At 39.1% G+C, this 16,478-nt stretch carries 14 protein-coding genes; 1 reads left to right on the top strand and 13 read right to left on the bottom strand.

The window, feature by feature from the left end:
* Positions 1 to 61: 61 nt before the first annotated feature.
* From BIV60_RS10855 to BIV60_RS10835, 5 genes are all read right to left on the bottom strand, one after another.
* The gene (locus BIV60_RS10855; protein ID WP_071355753.1) at positions 62 to 3,199 is read right to left on the bottom strand and encodes an AAA family ATPase; all 3,138 of its coding nucleotides are present in this window, start codon (positions 3,197 to 3,199) and stop codon (positions 62 to 64) included.
* The gene (locus tag BIV60_RS10850) at positions 3,196 to 4,341 is read right to left on the bottom strand and encodes an exonuclease SbcCD subunit D (protein WP_071355752.1); all 1,146 of its coding nucleotides are present in this window, start codon (positions 4,339 to 4,341) and stop codon (positions 3,196 to 3,198) included. Before BIV60_RS10850 ends, BIV60_RS10855 begins: the two co-directional genes overlap by 4 nt.
* Positions 4,342 to 4,641: 300 nt before the next feature.
* On the bottom strand, positions 4,642 to 4,842 hold the full coding sequence (locus BIV60_RS10845) for a cold-shock protein (RefSeq protein WP_007083969.1): 201 nt from the start codon (positions 4,840 to 4,842) through the stop codon (positions 4,642 to 4,644).
* A 355-nt stretch (positions 4,843 to 5,197) separates the two neighbouring features.
* On the bottom strand, positions 5,198 to 5,554 hold the full coding sequence (locus BIV60_RS10840; protein ID WP_071355751.1) for an ArsR/SmtB family transcription factor: 357 nt from the start codon (positions 5,552 to 5,554) through the stop codon (positions 5,198 to 5,200).
* Between the two features lie 15 nt (positions 5,555 to 5,569).
* Positions 5,570 to 7,315, bottom strand: coding sequence for a SulP family inorganic anion transporter (locus BIV60_RS10835; protein WP_071355750.1), 1,746 nt, complete (start codon positions 7,313 to 7,315; stop codon positions 5,570 to 5,572).
* 333 nt (positions 7,316 to 7,648) lie between these two features.
* Between BIV60_RS10835 and BIV60_RS10830 the strand changes: the two genes are divergently transcribed.
* On the top strand, positions 7,649 to 8,437 hold the full coding sequence (locus tag BIV60_RS10830) for a TIGR00266 family protein (RefSeq protein ID WP_071355749.1): 789 nt from the start codon (positions 7,649 to 7,651) through the stop codon (positions 8,435 to 8,437).
* 110 nt (positions 8,438 to 8,547) lie between these two features.
* Here BIV60_RS10830 and BIV60_RS10825 read toward each other — a convergent pair whose 3' ends face one another.
* The 8 genes from BIV60_RS10825 to BIV60_RS10790 all read right to left on the bottom strand — a co-directional run bounded on the left by BIV60_RS10825 (position 8,548) and on the right by BIV60_RS10790 (position 16,270).
* Positions 8,548 to 8,958, bottom strand: a complete 411-nt coding sequence (locus BIV60_RS10825; RefSeq protein WP_071355748.1) for a hypothetical protein — start codon at positions 8,956 to 8,958, stop codon at positions 8,548 to 8,550.
* Positions 8,959 to 9,081: 123 nt separating this feature from the next.
* Positions 9,082 to 10,539, bottom strand: coding sequence for a DUF4153 domain-containing protein (locus BIV60_RS10820; protein WP_071355747.1), 1,458 nt, complete (start codon positions 10,537 to 10,539; stop codon positions 9,082 to 9,084).
* A gap of 69 nt (positions 10,540 to 10,608) precedes the next feature.
* Positions 10,609 to 11,247: an HAAS signaling domain-containing protein gene (locus BIV60_RS10815; protein ID WP_071355746.1), complete on the bottom strand. Its 639-nt coding sequence runs from the start codon at positions 11,245 to 11,247 to the stop codon at positions 10,609 to 10,611.
* The gene (locus tag BIV60_RS10810) at positions 11,228 to 11,575 is read right to left on the bottom strand and encodes a PadR family transcriptional regulator (RefSeq protein ID WP_071355745.1); all 348 of its coding nucleotides are present in this window, start codon (positions 11,573 to 11,575) and stop codon (positions 11,228 to 11,230) included. The genes BIV60_RS10815 and BIV60_RS10810 overlap by 20 nt, the downstream gene beginning before the upstream one ends.
* A 112-nt stretch (positions 11,576 to 11,687) precedes the next feature.
* Entirely contained in the window at positions 11,688 to 11,870 is a 183-nt protein-coding gene (locus tag BIV60_RS10805) for a hypothetical protein (protein WP_071355744.1), read from the bottom strand.
* 80 nt (positions 11,871 to 11,950) lie between these two features.
* Positions 11,951 to 13,390: an amino acid permease gene (locus tag BIV60_RS10800; RefSeq protein ID WP_071355743.1), complete on the bottom strand. Its 1,440-nt coding sequence runs from the start codon at positions 13,388 to 13,390 to the stop codon at positions 11,951 to 11,953.
* Between the two features lie 332 nt (positions 13,391 to 13,722).
* On the bottom strand, positions 13,723 to 14,988 hold the full coding sequence (locus tag BIV60_RS10795) for a Glu/Leu/Phe/Val family dehydrogenase (protein ID WP_371261527.1): 1,266 nt from the start codon (positions 14,986 to 14,988) through the stop codon (positions 13,723 to 13,725).
* 76 nt (positions 14,989 to 15,064) lie between these two features.
* Positions 15,065 to 16,270, bottom strand: coding sequence for an ornithine--oxo-acid transaminase (locus BIV60_RS10790; RefSeq protein WP_071355741.1), 1,206 nt, complete (start codon positions 16,268 to 16,270; stop codon positions 15,065 to 15,067).
* Positions 16,271 to 16,478: the final 208 nt, after the last annotated feature.

Genomic DNA, 16,478 nt, shown 5'->3' with positions numbered 1-16,478 from the left:
AGATTGGTGTCTAACATTTACGGGGCAGTTCAAAATTTACGGTGTTTTTCTAATTCCTATATTAATTCATGAACACAAACTCTGTTCTGCTTCCCGTCTGACCTGCAATAACCTCGAGTCTTGCATCAATCCGCTCTTTTAGCTCAGGAACATGGGAGATGATTCCGACCAAACGGCCGCTGCTTTGGATATCAATCAATGCCTCAATCGCCTGATCCAGGGATTCTGGATCGAGAGTACCAAAGCCTTCATCAATAAACATCGTTTCCAATGAAACACCGCCGGCATAGTTTTGGACCACATCCGCGAGTCCCAGTGCTAAGGAAAGAGCCGCCTTAAAGCTTTCTCCCCCGGATAAGGTTTTAACATGTCGTTCTTGACCGGTATATTGGTCAAAGACAAGCAATTCCAAACCACTTTGGACATTGCCTTTCGAACGGTCCGTTTTTCGTCTTAAATGGAAACGGCCTGAAGTCATTCTCCTTAAACGAACATTTGCCTCTCTTAAAATATCATCTAAAAATGCGGCAAGTACAAAACGCTCAAAGGTAACCCGGAAAGTATTCTTCCCGCTCGAGATATCGGCAAGATGGCCAATCAGCTTGTGCCTCTCCTCCAATTTCTTCATTTGTTCATTCAGACCGACAATTCGTTGATAAATTTCTTCGTTGTCACGCTTTTTCATCATAAAATCGGTCCGCTCTTCAATCAACCTGTTTACTTCACGAACTAGTCTTGCCAAATCCTCTCGTAATCCTTCAACATCAGGGGTTTTAACATCCTTTAATAGCTCCTGTAATTGCTCAAATTGATCTGTCACAGACCTTAAATCCTCCCGATAGCGGCGGATTTCCATTTCGATAGCATGGATTTCCCCATCCGATCGCTTTGCGGAATGATAATCTCCCCATTTTTCAAAACCTTGTTCAGACAATTGGGTTAGAAATACGCCACGCTCAGTATCCAGTTCAGCCACTTTTACAGCGTAGATTTTTTCTGCATCAACTAATCTCGCAGATTCAGCGGTATGACTTTCTTTTACTGTTTGCAAATGCTGCTTTGCAGCCTCAAACTGTTGAACCAATAACTCATGATGTTTTTTCGCCGCAGCAAGAGCCTTTTCATATTCAGCCTCCGTCCGCAAATTTTCCGGAATGCTTTTCATCATTCGTGTCAAATCTGTATTCTTTGCTGTATAACGAACCTTTAGATCCATAACATCATTGGAAAGTTGTTGAAATGCACTCTGTGTAGCCGTTTTTCCCGATTCCGCTTTCTCTAAATTCTCTTGAACTAGTCCAAGCTGTTTTATTTGTTCATCAAGGTTTCTCTGAACCAGAGCTAAACGATTCTTTTCAAGAGTTACCTCCGATTTCACATCATGCAAATCATTTTCTGTAAAATCGGCCCGGTGAAGATGAATTTCCTTAAGAATTTCTTCCAATGCTTCCCGCTGCCTTTTTTCTTCTGCAAGGCTTTCATAGTAACCGGATTCGTCCTTTGATTTTTCCTTATCTAATAGGTTTACCTGACTCTTCGCTGCCTTTAAATCTTGTTCATTCGGAATGGACTCTTCATGAAAAGGTGCCGGGGATGGATGATGCCGAGAGCCGCAGACCGGACATGCTTCTCCCTCATGAAGCTTCGCTGCCAAAAGTGAAGCTTGTCCATGAACCCACTTACTCTCCAAGCTTTCAAGATGAGTCTTTGCATCTAAATATCGGGCAGCTGTATTTTCATAGCGCCCTTTTACAAGCTTTAAATTTTTCTCTGCTTTTTGATGTAATACTAGTGTTGTTTCATATTTCATGAGTCGTTCAATTTCTACCTGGAGCCGATCCAGTTGACCTTTATTTTCAGCAAAGGCAATCTGCCCTTTTTCAATCTCTGCTTTTTGCTGAGAAAGGGCTTTGAACTGTTCCTCTAATTGAGCTAATTTTTTTTCTGTTTTTTGCTGTTCTTCCAGCTTCAGTTTCAACTGGTTTTCAATTTGTCTTTTCTCTTTATCAAGATTTGCAAACGAATAAACATCCTCTTTGATGTGCACAAGACGATTGATTTCTTCCTGGGCTGACTGTCGCTCCCCTTCTCGTTCTTGTTCTGCCTGAACCTTAAGTTCACTTTGTTGGATTTGAACAGCTAATTTTTCAATTTCCTTTTGAATGGAAGTGACCGCTTCTTTCGCATCATTCATCTGCCGCTTTAAACGATGACAAAGCTCCTCCTGCTTTGCTAAAAGCGCAGCCTTGCGGGCTTTTTCAACTTGTTGTTCCTTATCGGTAAAAATCTCCGCTTGTGCCTCAAGTCCAGTTTTCCGAATCCGCAATTGTTCCTTTGTCTCAAGCTGTTTCAGAATCGCTTCTGCCTCAAAAAGCTGAGCTTTCCTCTGGTCCTGTTCCTTTGTTTTTTCTTCCAGGGCTTGTTCCAATTTTCCAAGCGCATCTTCAATTCCGGCAATTTCCTGCAGCAACAATGGCAAGATAATCGTGTCATTCTCACTGCCCGCTTCCACGTATTCTTGCAGCTCTTCGTTGGTAATTGCTTGAATCCTGCGAATGGCTTCATTTCTTGCCTTAACCTGGTCCTCGACTGATTTTTTCAAATCAATTGCTTCATTTTTCAGTTTTTCTTCTACTAATTTATATATCTGTGTGTGGAATAGCCGCTGCAAAATGACTTCTTTATCTTTACTATCAGATGTTAACAGCTTACGAAATTCACCTTGTGGAATCATCAAAATCTGGCGAAACTGATTGCTGTCAATCAGCATGATTTCTTTAATTTTTTCCTCAACATCACTGATTTTAGTGGCAATCAGCTTTTTCTCACCGGTTTCATCTAATATATATAACTCGGCCTTTGCGCCCATTTGAGTATAGCCATCGCCTTTTTCCTTTTTCTTTAATTGCTGCGGCGAGCGGGTAATTGAATACCGTTTGTTTCGGAGGGAAAAATCAAGTGAAACTTCGGTCAATAAATCTTCCGAGGCGAACTGGCTGCGAAGTTCCGGTCCATTGCGGTCTTCCCCGCTTGCTTTACCATAGATGGCATAGCTAATCGCATCAAAAATCGTCGTTTTACCCGATCCTGTTTTACCGGAAATGACAAACATAGTCCGATTCCCAAGCTCTGTAAAGTCAATCGTCTCAGAACCCGCGTATGGCCCAAACGCCTGCATCGTCAATTTTATTGGCTTCATTTCGCTCCCTCCTCTTTCAATACTTTTTCAATGACTTCAGCCATTACCGCTTTTTTGTCGTCCGTAAATTCAGCAGATGTCATTTCATGATAAAATTCTTCAAATAACTCAATCTCTGTTTTTTTATCCCCTTGCATCGCATTGTAAGATTGTTTTTTCTTCATATCCGTCATATCAATTTTCCGTTCAAGATGCAGCACATTCGGGTAAACTTGGCGCAATTTATTAATCGGATCAATTAAAGCACCTTCATCCAATAACGATATTTTCAAATAATCGTGGACACGTTGTTTTTCGTAAAACCCAGGATCTAATAATTCATCCAGATGACCTTCGAGTTCCCGCATGTCATGGGTTGGGGTTAGCGAACGATAACGATGCTTAAACTGGCCTTTGTCATCCATTTCAATGATGGAGATGGATTTATTTTGTTTCGCCTCTGAAAAAGAATATTTTAGTAGTGAACCCGAATACTTCACCCTTTGATGGTTGATGGCGTCAGGACTATGAAGATGTCCAAGAGCGGTATAGGAAAATGGTTCAAACAGTTCCGCCCCTACACAACCGGAACCACCGACAGATAAAATTCGTTCAGAATCCGACGTCTTCCCGCCCAACACAAAAGCATGTCCGACCAATACATTCGGTTCATTCGGATTTAATGTTTCCTCCATCCTGCCAATGAGTGCTTTCATCGCATCATGATGGGAATGAATCGAATCGTCGTCAAGGATTTGGCGGACGACTCCCGGCTCGGCATAGGGAACTAAATAAAAATTTACCCCATTGATTTGGATAGGGTTAAAAGTATTGGTTAGTTTTCCGGTTAAATAAAATTGGCTGTGCTTGTACCATGAACTTCCAAACGAAAGGCGTTCGGCACTGTCATGATTTCCAGCTATTGAAACAATCGGCGTATTGAGTTCCACATTAATCTTAAAAAGAATTTCGTCTAATAATTCGACGGCATCTGTTGGCGGAACAGAGCGGTCATATAAATCTCCGGCAATTACCACGGCATCAGGCTGTTCTTCAGCAACTACCTGCACAAATTGCTCTAGAACTTCGCGCTGATTCTCGGTCATATAGACGCCATGTACCAATTTTCCTAAATGCCAATCAGCTGTATGGATAAACTTCATTGATTTCACCCCGTATGCAAAATTTCAATACTACTATTATAGCAAAATACTATATGTAAGAGTTTGGGAAATCCAAGGAGGACTGGTGAAAGTTTTATAAAGGCGGAGGGTGTTTTGATAAAAGCGGAAAGTAAAATGCCCAATTTTGAAAGTATTTAAACAAAAGCGGAAAGTAATTTGGCCAAACTGGAAAGGAAATTACCAAAAGTAGTAAGTTACCTCCCGACAAGGCAAGTACATTCACAAAAGCAAAAAACAGTCCGGTATTTCTACCGGACTGTTTGAAATGGCTTCGTCAAATTACTTCTTAGTTACGTTAGCAGCTTGTGGTCCACGAGCTCCTTCAACTACTTCGAAAGAAACTTCTTGACCTTCTTCTAAAGTTTTGAAACCTTCAGTTTGGATTGCAGAATAGTGAACGAATACGTCGTTTCCGTCTTCAGCTTCGATGAATCCGAAACCTTTTTCAGAATTAAACCATTTTACTTTACCGTTTTTCATGCGAAAAAATCCTCCTATTGGCCTCCGAAGAAACCATGTGTAAAATTCACCAAATTACAACGTGATAGCTTTACATTCACTTTCTTATCCAAACTTTGAACAAGCTTTTGCATAAATCTAATCTCGTGCAACGGCTGATTAAAATTTAACATTAAATAGGCGAAATGTCAAGAAAGGAAAGGTTGACATAAATCTACAATATCCTACATTCTCTCCTTCATACAGCTCGACAGACTTTGAATGGACTGAACGACTATTTCATGATTTACTTCAATTCGACTGCCTCATTAGTCGTTTTTGGAATATCGACTTGTCGAAAAATATTTAGGCTTTTGCGCTAAAAAAACCGAAGAACTTAGTTCTTCGGCAAGGTTGTTATTTCTTCCTCTCCATCTTTAAACTTATCTAACATCGAGATGGTATCAACCAGATGGTTATTAAAGATTTGACGAGCTACAGCTAATAGTTCAATAATCATTGGATCCTTTAAGGTGTAGATCACCTTATTTCCTTCTTTTGTCCCAGTAACAATATTTTTTGCCCGTAAAACCTGGAGCTGCTGAGAAACAGCCGATCCTTCACTGCCAACAAGCGTCTGAATTTCATTGACATTTTTATCTCCTTCAGCCAACAGTTCCAAAATACGGATTCGTAATGGATGGGCAAGCGCCTTGAAAAACTCCGCTTTAAATTGCTGCATTTCCAAATTCAAATTTTCCACTCCTTTCTAGAAGGTGGCAGACAGCTTTTTCCCACCTTCTATTGCCCCAGAAGCAGATAACTTATGACACTCTCTAAAAGCAAAATGTTTACAGCCTAAACATTTGTTTTTGTTAATCTGATCGAGGGCATAATTAATCGCCTCGCCTGTATGCTTAAAGAAATGGTCCTCACCTATCATTTGATAGAGGCCTGTCTTCTTAAGAACCGTTTCCGGCTGGGTATTCAGGCCTGATATGATAACTATACCACTTTTTGAAAAATGACGGACAATACTTGCTAAAACGGCCTCACCCGTAGTATCTATAAAGGGCACCCGCCCCATTCGCAATAGAAGAATACCTGGCCTGTAATGAATCGTATTCATAATTGTTTTTTCAAAAGTTTGGGCAGCCCCAAAAAATAAGGGGCCTTCTATACTAAAAATACTAATTTGCGGGCAGTCATGTGTGTCTGTTACCATATTCGCAGCCACTTTTTCATGTTTATGTTCTCTGTTGGGCAATGCTTTTTCCGTAACCGTAACATCGCTCATCCGTTTCACAAAGATTAGTGCTGACATCACAAGACCAATTTCAACAGCAATAGTTAAGTTTACAAAAACCGTTAGTAAAAAGGTAACCAATAATATCATTGAATCCGTTGATTTTGTTTTTAAAATATGAGTAAACACTTTTCTTTCACTCATGTTCCAAGCAACCACCATCAAAATAGGTGCCATACTCGCGAGCGGAATGTAAGATGCATTCGGCGCAAAAAATAACAACACCAATAAAACAACCGCACCATGAATAATTCCGGAAAATGGTGAAACTGCCCCATTCTTAATGTTGGTTGCTGTCCGTGCCAATGCGCCTGTAGCCGGTATCGCACCAAATAACGGTGCAATCATATTGGCGATTCCCTGGCCAATCAGTTCTTTATTACTGTTATGTCGGCTGCCCGTCATCCCGTCTGCGACAACCGCGGATAACAGCGACTCAATTCCGCCAAGCATGGCAATCACAAAGGCAGGTTTTAACAATTTAATTATCATTTCCATGCTTAGATCCGGAATCTGAAGATGTGGTAATGTACTTGGTATTTCCCCATAGGCTGTTCCAATCGTTGCCACTTGGCCAGGATAAAAAAACGTGGCTGCAAGGGTCGAAACGACCAATCCAATCAGCGGTCCGGGAACCCTTAGAGCTACCTTTGGAGTCAGGATAATGGTAACTAGGCAAATTGCTGCTGTTAGAATACTGTATAAATTGGCTGTTCCGAGATGAACAAAGATTTCTTTTAAATTGAGAATAAACTCTTCATGTTTTTTTATTCCCGAAAGGCCAAAAAAGCTTGCCACCTGTCCCATAAAAATGGTCACGGCAATTCCTGATGTGAAACCAATTGTTACCGGTCGCGGAATGTATTTGATGAGTGAACCAAGCTTGAAAATACCCATCAATGTCAGTATGATTCCGGATAAAAATCCGGCAATTAACAAGTTTTCATAGCCATAGTTCATGACAATACCAAATAGAATCGGAATAAATGCCCCTGTTGGACCACCAATTTGGTATTTCGAACCGCCTAATAAGGAGATAAGGACCCCTGCGACAATCGTCGTATAGATTCCATACTCCGGCTTCACTCCTGAAGCGATAGCGAACGCCATTCCCAAAGGAATTGCGATAACGCCGACAATTAATCCCGAAATGAGATCTTTTGGCACACTCCGCATGGAATAATTCTGGAATCTTTTGTCAATCAACATTTGAAAACCTTCTTATCTTCTTATTATTGTATATCTGATTATTTGAATATATAATAATACTAATTTATCAGCAATACTTTTTTAAAAAAATTTCACTTGTTTTCTATTTTTCCAGGTGTTATAATTACAGAGCGATGAGCTGAGTTGTGTAAGCCGAAGAACATTCCTTTTGGAACACACAATGTGGAGTGTGGTTCTTCGCCTCAATACGCGAGAGACGCCAGTATAACTGGCGTCTTTTTTTGTTTTTTTCCCCAAAATAATATTGGCACTTTTTTCCTAAATCTTTTACAATAAGATTGTAAGTTTGACTTTAATAGTGGAGGGGTCTACATGAATAACCACGAAATTGATTATAAAATCTATGGGGATGACATGCAGTTTGTTGAGGTGGAATTGGACCCGCAAGAAACAGTTATTGCGGAAGCTGGAAGCTTTATGATGATGGAAGACGACATACATATGGAAACGATTTTTGGTGATGGAAGCGGCGGAGGCGGCGGCCTGATGGGTAAATTATTCAGTGCCGGAAAACGAATGCTTACAGGTGAAAGCCTCTTTATGACAACCTTTACTAATCAAGGCCATGGCAAGAAACATGTGTCCTTTGCAGCTCCCTACCCCGGTAAAGTGGTTCCGATGGATCTAAGTGAATTGGGCGGCAAAATTATTTGTCAAAAGGATGCCTTCTTAGCTGCGGCAAAAGGAGTTTCGATAGGGATCGAATTCCAACGGAAAATTGGCGTCGGATTCTTTGGCGGAGAAGGCTTTATTATGCAAAAGCTTGAAGGTGACGGACTCGCGTTTGTTCACGCCGGCGGAACAATTGTCCGAAAAGAATTGCTCCCAGGCCAGAGCTTGCGCGTTGATACAGGATGCTTAGTAGCCATGACGGGCAATGTCCAGTATGATATTGAATTTGTTAAAGGGGTTAAAACAGCATTATTTGGCGGGGAAGGCTTGTTCTTTGCAACATTGCGCGGACCAGGATCTGTTTGGATTCAGTCGCTTCCGTTCAGCCGTTTGGCCAGCCGGGTATTTGCTGCAGCTCCTTCCCGCGGTGGTTCAAAGGATGAGGGCAGTGCCGCAAAAGGTATTTTTGATATATTTGGAGGAGATTAATAAAGTATGCAGGGCCCTAGTCTTTTTGGCCCTGCTTCTTTATTTCGGGGACTTTGTTGATATATTCAAATTATTGTAGATATTTTAAAAGAATAACTAATTTAAGACATTTATGACTCTACCCGTTCCACAAATTCAAAAGCTCTAGCAGTTTTTATCTCATGCGGCAGCGGGATTTCTTTCTTTTTCATTACTTTCTTTTTCACCCCCTGGATTCCAGTTATATTTTCCTCTATTTCTTTTTTCATCATATTTACAATTAAAATCACAATAAAAAAGCAAATAACTGGGGCAAAAACTGCCCATGGAGCCATTCGAAATTCATTAAAATTCTGCCCAATTAGCCCGGCCCATTCATTTGAAAAAGAAGCATTTTTAGGCGGATCATCATAACCAAAAATCTGCATCTGAGTCGGACCGCCAAGATACAGTCCAAAAATCCCAAAATGCATCATTACCAGCAAAGTGCTTAGGAATTGCTGAACAAAAAATAAAAGTCCATAAGATCGTAAATATGGCATTAACTGTTTTCGTAAAATATGAAAATGATTAGCCTCCATTTCCTATTTTTATCATTAATTCCATATTTTCGCAATATTCTTAAATAAAGATCCTACCCATAATGGATAAGACCTTCCAACAATTTATAGATTTATCCCATTCAACTTCTCTTTCACTAATGCCTTTTTTAAATTATAGGATTGCCACGGAGCCTCGTCACGCAGCATTTCATTTTTCCTTTCCACTAAAACCCTTCGTAAATCAGGAATATGTTGGTCTTTTTCAAAAAGATCTATTAATCCAAGGACACCGGTCGAAGACAAATTATTTAAATAGTGAACATCAATTTTCCCTGTTTGCTCATAACGGGCAATATTTTGCTTCACAACGATTTGATTCAAATCGATGATATTGATGGCCGAATAGTAAACCAGTGCCGTAATAAAGTAAAAGTGAAACAATGATAGTTTTTCAATCCAAATTTTAATTAACGTATAAACGAAAATGACTGCCAGAAAAATCATGAAGGAATGAGACAGCACTCGTATAAACGAAAATCCATAGGCTTCCTCATATATACTTAACCTCATGGAAGCCGATAGTAACATCACGCCGCTTGAGAGAATCAAGATGGTCAGCAATAATTGTGTAAGCAGCTTGGTAACCTTCGTGGTACGGTTAACAAAGTTTACAACAATGATTGTGATAGAAAGATTGATTAAAGAAACAAACAGTAGCTCGAAAAACCCCTTACGAGCATATTCTGCATAAGTAAATTCGCCTTTTAATGTACCGCTGAATAAATATTTAAATTGGACAACTGCAAAAAGCAGATACACAACATTCATTAAAACCAAAACAGTAATAGTAATCACAGCATCCATTTGCGGTGTCTGAATGTTTATATGCTGTTTAATTGCCTTGATTTGTTTGTGAAATAAAACCTGCATGAATCCGAAAAATGCAAATGTATAAATCAAAGTGATGATAATTCTCATGATTATTGCCGCATCCAATTGATTAAACCACTGCGGAAATCCCCCAATTATCCGGCTAAACTGTGAATCGGCAGTAATTAGCAAATTCATGACAACAAAAAGAACTGGTAAGGAAAGCAAAATTCCAATGAATATTTTTTTCCAAACTAAAAACTTACTTTCATCCTTCCCGACTTTTATTCCTTTACTAAGAACCTCTATAAAAGATACAATATACCTCATTGCAGCTAAAAGACGAGAAAACAAATAAGAAATAAAAATCCATTGGTTCCATTGTAATTTTTTGGCTGAAGTGATCAATACAAGATGAAGAAGAACAAGAACCGGAATGATCAAACTATTTAAAACGTAAAAAACCTGGTTATCGTAAAGGAAAAAACTTGCGGCCAACAGCCATATACAGCATAGAATCAAATAACCAAATCGTTGATGCGAAAAAGGAAAACCGCGAAAACGCCAGAAGAACACGAGGTAAAACGCAACAATAAACGTAATATAGGAAATTCCAATCTCACTGCGAAAAAAAGCCTCTTCCCCCAAAAATCCTAGCAATAAACATAAAACCAAAAAGATCCAATCCATTTTTCCAATTTTCATCGCCATCTTTTATCCCTCTTTTATAAAGAATTTCTATATACATAGTTTTTCTATGTAGTTGTGCAAAAAAAATGCTTATATCGAAGCCTTCTTTCCCCAGCGATATCCAATCCAGCTTACAGGATATAGAATGATGGTAAATAGGATACAAGCAATAATAAATGTCTTTGTTAAGAGTGGTGCAAACCAGGAATGGGGAATAATTTCAAAAACAGTTAAAAACATTAGGACCAAATTCGGAATAACCGAGAGTAAAAATGTTTTTTTCAGCAGGCCCCTTCCCCCGTGACCGAATCCCCTGCCGATTTCATAGCCCAGCAATGCCCAAAAAAATAAATAGATAAAGGCAATGATGAAGGGGATTGCTGTTAAGTGTCCCCAAATGAATGCAAGCCATTCCCAATTATATAGATTATGCGTCAATGTTAACAGGCTTCCTCCCCCAAAAAAGAGGATATTCATAAAAATAAATAGCCATTTCATATTACTTGGGGTGACTGATAACTCTTCCTTCCACATCTGTGCAATCTCTTCCGGACTGCCAAGCCGTGAAACAATTTCCTCCATGACAGAGTTCTCTTGATCACACTGAAAGGTTTCAATCAGGATTTCCTCAATATGGTCTTCATATTCGCGGATGATATTTTCTTTTTCTTGGTGATCACCAAGCCGCTTAGAAAGTTCATCAAGAAATCTATTCTTCGGCGGTACCATGCTTCGATCTCCCCATTACCTTGTTCATTACCTTAACAAAGTCTTGCCATTCGCGGGTTTTTTCTTGTAATACTTCTTTCCCTGCTTCTGTGATTTGATAATATTTCCGTGCCGGGCCTTTTTCCTGTTCACGCCAATAGCAGTCAATATATTCCTGCTTTTCAAGCTTATGAAGCGCCGGATATAAAGTTCCTTCTTTCACACTTAGCCCGTTATCACTTCGTTTTTCTAATTCTTTAACCAATTCATACCCATACATATCACGCTCATTTAACAATTGGAGCATGATTAAAGAAGTACTTCCCTTAACTAATTCCCGATTAAACAACCTCATCACCTACATAGACTTATTAGGTATATAGAAATTCTACACGCAAAGAAATAATTTGTAAAGTCTAAAACAAAAAAGTGACGAATTTTCGTCGCCACTTTTTTAATGTTTATCTTGCTGGATTTTTTGGACTATTTTCAAGGATTTGGATATTTTGGTCACGTTCGCCGCCATCTGATAGTTCTTCAGTAAATTCGTGATTGGCTTTTCCCCCTAAAAGCATTTCGGATGAACGAATCGTTTGTGATGGTAAATTATTATTTGCCGCCGCCTGTTCATTCCATTTACCCATAAAAATCACCTCGAATTTAGTATTGAATTTTTTTCAAGATTTTATGAAAAAAAACGCTCAAACTGAGCGTTTTTCTGTAATTAGATAACCATTTTCTTATCTGATTTTAATTGCAACTCTTGTTCACCATTGCCATCCTCTTCGCGAAGCTTCTTAATTTTGAAATGATAAATTAAGTAGCAGGCAATCGTGAATGGAACCGCGCAGTATAGTGCAATACGTTGATCTGGGTCAAATGCCAAGCTTAGCAGAACAATAATATTTAAAGTTAACCCAATAATCGGAAGAATCGGGAATAACGGTGTTTTAAATTTAAGATCTGCCACATTTCCGCCTTCACGAATGAATTTTTTACGGAAGGCAATTTGTGATGCTGTGATCGAAATCCAGCCTACTTGCGCCCCAAGTCCTGCGAGTGAAATCAGCCATACAAATACTGTATTTGCAGCTACAACACTTGATAATAGTGATAAAAAGGCAATTGCCATTGTAATGATAAGGGCATTTAATGGAACCCCATTTTTTGTTACTTTTGCAAGCTTTTTGCTTGCCATTTTTTCCTTGGACATTGCATAAAGCATCCGAGTTGCGGCATATAGACCTGAGTTTGCAACAGAGAGTAATGCAGTTAAAATAACAAAGTTCATAATATCAGCCGCATAAGGAATTCCGATGTTGTCAAATACAACTACAAATGGACTTTCAATTACACCCGCTTTATTCATTGGAATTAAACCTGCTACAACAAAGATTGCTAATACAAAGAAGAAAAGTGTACGCCAAACTGTTTGTTTAATCGATTTTGGGATGGTTTTTTCCGGATCTTCACTTTCTCCAGCGGCAATACCAATTAATTCGGTACCCTGGAAGGAGAAGTTTACGGTAATCGCCGTCATAAGTAATGCTAAGAATCCATGTGGCAATAATCCATGTGCCGTGAAATTAGATAAAAATGGTGCAGCTTGTCCGCCTTTCATATGCACGAATCCAAACATAGCAGCGCCACCAAGAACAATAAACGCAATGATTGCAAAAATTTTGATGCTTGAAAACCAGAATTCAGTTTCACCAAATGCTTTTGCTGAAAGAGCATTCAATCCGAAAAGAAGTGCTCCGAAAATTAAACACCATATCCAAACTGGTGAATGAGGGAACCATCTTTGCATTTGGTTACCTGCTGACAATAATTCCAAAGCAACCGTTACCGCCCAGCCTAGCCAGTATAGCCAGCCAAGTGCGAAACCAGTTCCAGGCCCGATAAATTTTGTGGTATACGTCTGAAATGAACCCGATACCGGCATAGTTACTGATAGTTCTCCAAGACAGAGCATCGTTAAAAACATGATAAAACCGCCAACGATATATGCAAGGATTGCACCTGTTGGACCCGCATGAGAAATCGTATATCCAGAACCTAAGAAAAGTCCTGAACCAATTACGCCTCCGAGAGAGATCATAAAAAGGTGCCTTGCCTTCATCGTTCTCTGTAATTCTTGATTGTTGTTGTCTGGAAAATTCATAGAATTTCTCCTTCCCCTGATGTGAATTCGCTTTCAATATGAAAAAAATAAGGAAAATAGCGACAATTCTTTGCAATAGGGAACGCTTACAATGATCCTTCTTGCATAGAGTAGAATAAGCTAATTTTTGCAAATATGCAATAGCCAATTCTTGTTAAACTATCACTATCTTCCCCTTTAACTTGCAAGTTCCATGCCAACAGTTAAAAATTGATTTCGCGAACTTTTTTCGACAATATCCGCCAATTTTCTTTGCATTTTATAATAATATTTTTGCACATTGGTGCAAAAATAATGCTCTTTCCCATAAAGAAAGAGCATTTCTGATTATTTTAAACCCATCCGCGGAATCTAGATGCTTCTGCTACTTTTTTAATTCCTACCATATACGCTGCCAATCTCATATCTACCTGATGAGTTTGAGCAGTTTGGTAAATATTTTCAAAAGAATTAACCATTACTTTTTCAAGTTTTTCTTCTACTTCTTCTTCTGACCAATAATATCCTTGGTTATTTTGTACCCACTCAAAATAAGATACAGTTACACCACCGGCACTTGCGAGAATATCTGGAACAAGAAGAACTCCACGTTCAGTTAAAATTTTTGTTGCTTCAAGAGTGGTAGGTCCGTTCGCTGCTTCTACAACAATTGATGCCTTAATTTTGTCAGCGTTATGTGCAGTAATTTGATTTGAAATTGCTGCAGGAATAAGAATATCACAATCTGATTCAAGTAATTCTTCATTGGTAATCGTATTTTTAAATAGCTGAGAGAATGTTCCAAAACTATCTCTACGATCTAATAAAAAATCAATATCAAGACCGTTTGGATCATAAATAGCGCCATACACATCTGAAACGCCAACAACTTTTGCACCTGCATCATGCATAAACTTAGCTAGGAAGCTTCCGGCATTTCCGAAACCTTGAATGATTACTCGTGCGTCTTGGAGAGCCATATTTTTCTTCTTCACTGCTTCTTTAACACACATTGTAACCCCAGCCGCAGTAGCTGTTTCACGTCCTTGTGAACCGCCGAGCACGATTGGTTTACCAGTGATAAATCCTGGAGAGTCGAACTCGCGTAAACGGCTGTACTCATCCATCATCCATGCCATAATTTGAGAGTTTGTATACACATCCGGAGCTGGAATATCTTTTGTCGGTCCAACTATTTGGCTGATGGCACGAACATAGCCGCGGCTTAAACGCTCAAGTTCTCTAAAAGACATCGATTTCGGATCACAGATAATACCGCCTTTACCCCCACCATAAGGAAGGTTAGTAATCCCACATTTCAAACTCATCCAAATGGATAATGCTTTTACCTCTTCTTCGTTCACCTCTGGGTGGAAACGCACGCCGCCTTTGGTTGGTCCCACTGCATCATTGTGCTGAGAGCGATATCCGGTAAAAACTTGTACCGTTCCATCATCCATTCTTACAGGAATACGAACTGTTAACAAACGAACTGGCTCTTTTAATAATTCGAACATTTCGTTTGTATATCCCAATTTTGAAAGTGCTTTTTGAATAACTGTTTGTGTTGAGTAGAACAAATTTAAGGATTCTTCTTCTTGTTGTTGGTCTTTTGTCATTTGATCTATCACAGTATTTGCGGTCATGATATTGACACCTCTATAAAAATATTATGGTTTTGTTTAATAATTAAAATTATTTAGCTAATACTTTTTCTATTTTTTCGAATGCCCAATCGATTTCTTCTTTCGAAATAATAAGCGGTGGTGCGAAACGAATGACTGTATCGTGTGTTTCTTTACAAAGAAGGCCTTGTTCTTTTAATTGTTCACAATATGGTCTTGCTTCTTCGGTAAGTTCAACGCCGATAAATAAGCCTCTTCCGCGAACTTCTTTAATCATTGGATTATCAATTGATTTTAATTTTTCAATGAAATAGTTACCTAGTTCTAATGAACGCTCTGCTAATTTTTCTTCTTCAAGTACTTCTAACGCCGCAATGGAAACAGCACAAGCTAATGGATTTCCACCGAAAGTTGAACCGTGTGAACCTGGGTTAAATACGCCTAAAACATCTGAGTTTGCAACCACACAAGAAATTGGGAATACCCCGCCGCCAAGTGCTTTACCCAAGATTAACATGTCAGGAGTAACATCTTCCCATTCAATTGCAAACATTTTACCGGTACGTGCTAGACCTGCTTGAATTTCATCAGCAATAAATAATACATTGTTTTCTTTACATAATTCAGAAGCTGCTTTTAAGAAACCTTTAGTCGGGATTATAATTCCAGCTTCACCTTGGATTGGCTCAATAATAAATGCTGCAGTATTTGGTGTAATCGCTGCCTTTAATGCTTCAAGGTCACCATATGGAACTAATTTAATTCCTGGAAGCATAGGACCGAATCCACGCTTGTATTCTTCATCAGATGACATACTTACTGCACCCATTGTACGGCCGTGGAAGTTGCCGATACATGCAATAATTTCTGCTTGATTTTCTGCAATACCTTTTACATCATAACCCCAGCGGCGAGCAGCTTTAAGTGCAGTTTCAACAGCTTCTGCACCAGTGTTCATTGGCAATACCATGTTTTTACCAGTTAACTTACTTACTTTTTCATACCAAGGACCAAGTTGATCGCTGTGAAAAGCACGTGATGTAAGTGTTACACGGTCTGCCTGGTCTTTTAATGCTTGGATAATTTTTGGATGACGATGTCCCTGGTTTACTGCAGAATAAGCGCTAAGCATATCCATGTAACGAGTACCTTCAGGATTTTCAACCCAAACTCCTTCTGCTTTCGAAACAACGATTGGCAGCGGATAATAGTTATTTGCACCGAATTTTTGTGTTTGTTCAATAATTTGAGTTGACTTTGTTGTAGTTGCTGTCATGTTTTTTTCCTCCTTTATTGATTCCGTCATTTTAATATGCAAGTTCCATGCCAACTTGTAATTTTGCAGTTTAAAAGGGTTTTCACGAAATTAAACGCCATATAATTTTGCGTAAATAGATTTTTTAATCACTTAAGCGCAAAAATATTTTGCACAAAAAGCGTTTTTTCGTTAAAATATGTTCATGAGGAAAACAGACAAGGGGAAT

Origin of the sequence: Bacillus sp. MUM 116 (genome assembly GCF_001866655.1) — a bacterium.
Lineage (GTDB): Bacteria > Bacillota > Bacilli > Bacillales > Cytobacillaceae > Neobacillus.
The sequence above is the reverse complement of the archived record's forward strand: the minus strand, read 5'-3'. Positions and strand labels throughout refer to the sequence as shown.

Coding starts and splice junctions, on each gene's coding strand:
- BIV60_RS10855 (WP_071355753.1), bottom strand. CDS start 3,199: ATGAAGCCAATAAAATTGACGATGCAGGCGTTTGGGCCATACGCGGGT.
- BIV60_RS10850 (WP_071355752.1), bottom strand. CDS start 4,341: ATGAAGTTTATCCATACAGCTGATTGGCATTTAGGAAAATTGGTACAT.
- BIV60_RS10845 (WP_007083969.1), bottom strand. CDS start 4,842: ATGAAAAACGGTAAAGTAAAATGGTTTAATTCTGAAAAAGGTTTCGGA.
- BIV60_RS10835 (WP_071355750.1), bottom strand. CDS start 7,315: ATGTTGATTGACAAAAGATTCCAGAATTATTCCATGCGGAGTGTGCCA.
- BIV60_RS10830 (WP_071355749.1), top strand. CDS start 7,649: ATGAATAACCACGAAATTGATTATAAAATCTATGGGGATGACATGCAG.
- BIV60_RS10825 (WP_071355748.1), bottom strand. CDS start 8,958: ATGCCATATTTACGATCTTATGGACTTTTATTTTTTGTTCAGCAATTC.
- BIV60_RS10820 (WP_071355747.1), bottom strand. CDS start 10,539: ATGGCGATGAAAATTGGAAAAATGGATTGGATCTTTTTGGTTTTATGT.
- BIV60_RS10815 (WP_071355746.1), bottom strand. CDS start 11,247: ATGGTACCGCCGAAGAATAGATTTCTTGATGAACTTTCTAAGCGGCTT.
- BIV60_RS10805 (WP_071355744.1), bottom strand. CDS start 11,870: ATGGGTAAATGGAATGAACAGGCGGCGGCAAATAATAATTTACCATCA.
- BIV60_RS10800 (WP_071355743.1), bottom strand. CDS start 13,390: ATGAATTTTCCAGACAACAACAATCAAGAATTACAGAGAACGATGAAG.
- BIV60_RS10795 (WP_371261527.1), bottom strand. CDS start 14,988: ATGACAAAAGACCAACAACAAGAAGAAGAATCCTTAAATTTGTTCTAC.
- BIV60_RS10790 (WP_071355741.1), bottom strand. CDS start 16,270: ATGACAGCAACTACAACAAAGTCAACTCAAATTATTGAACAAACACAA.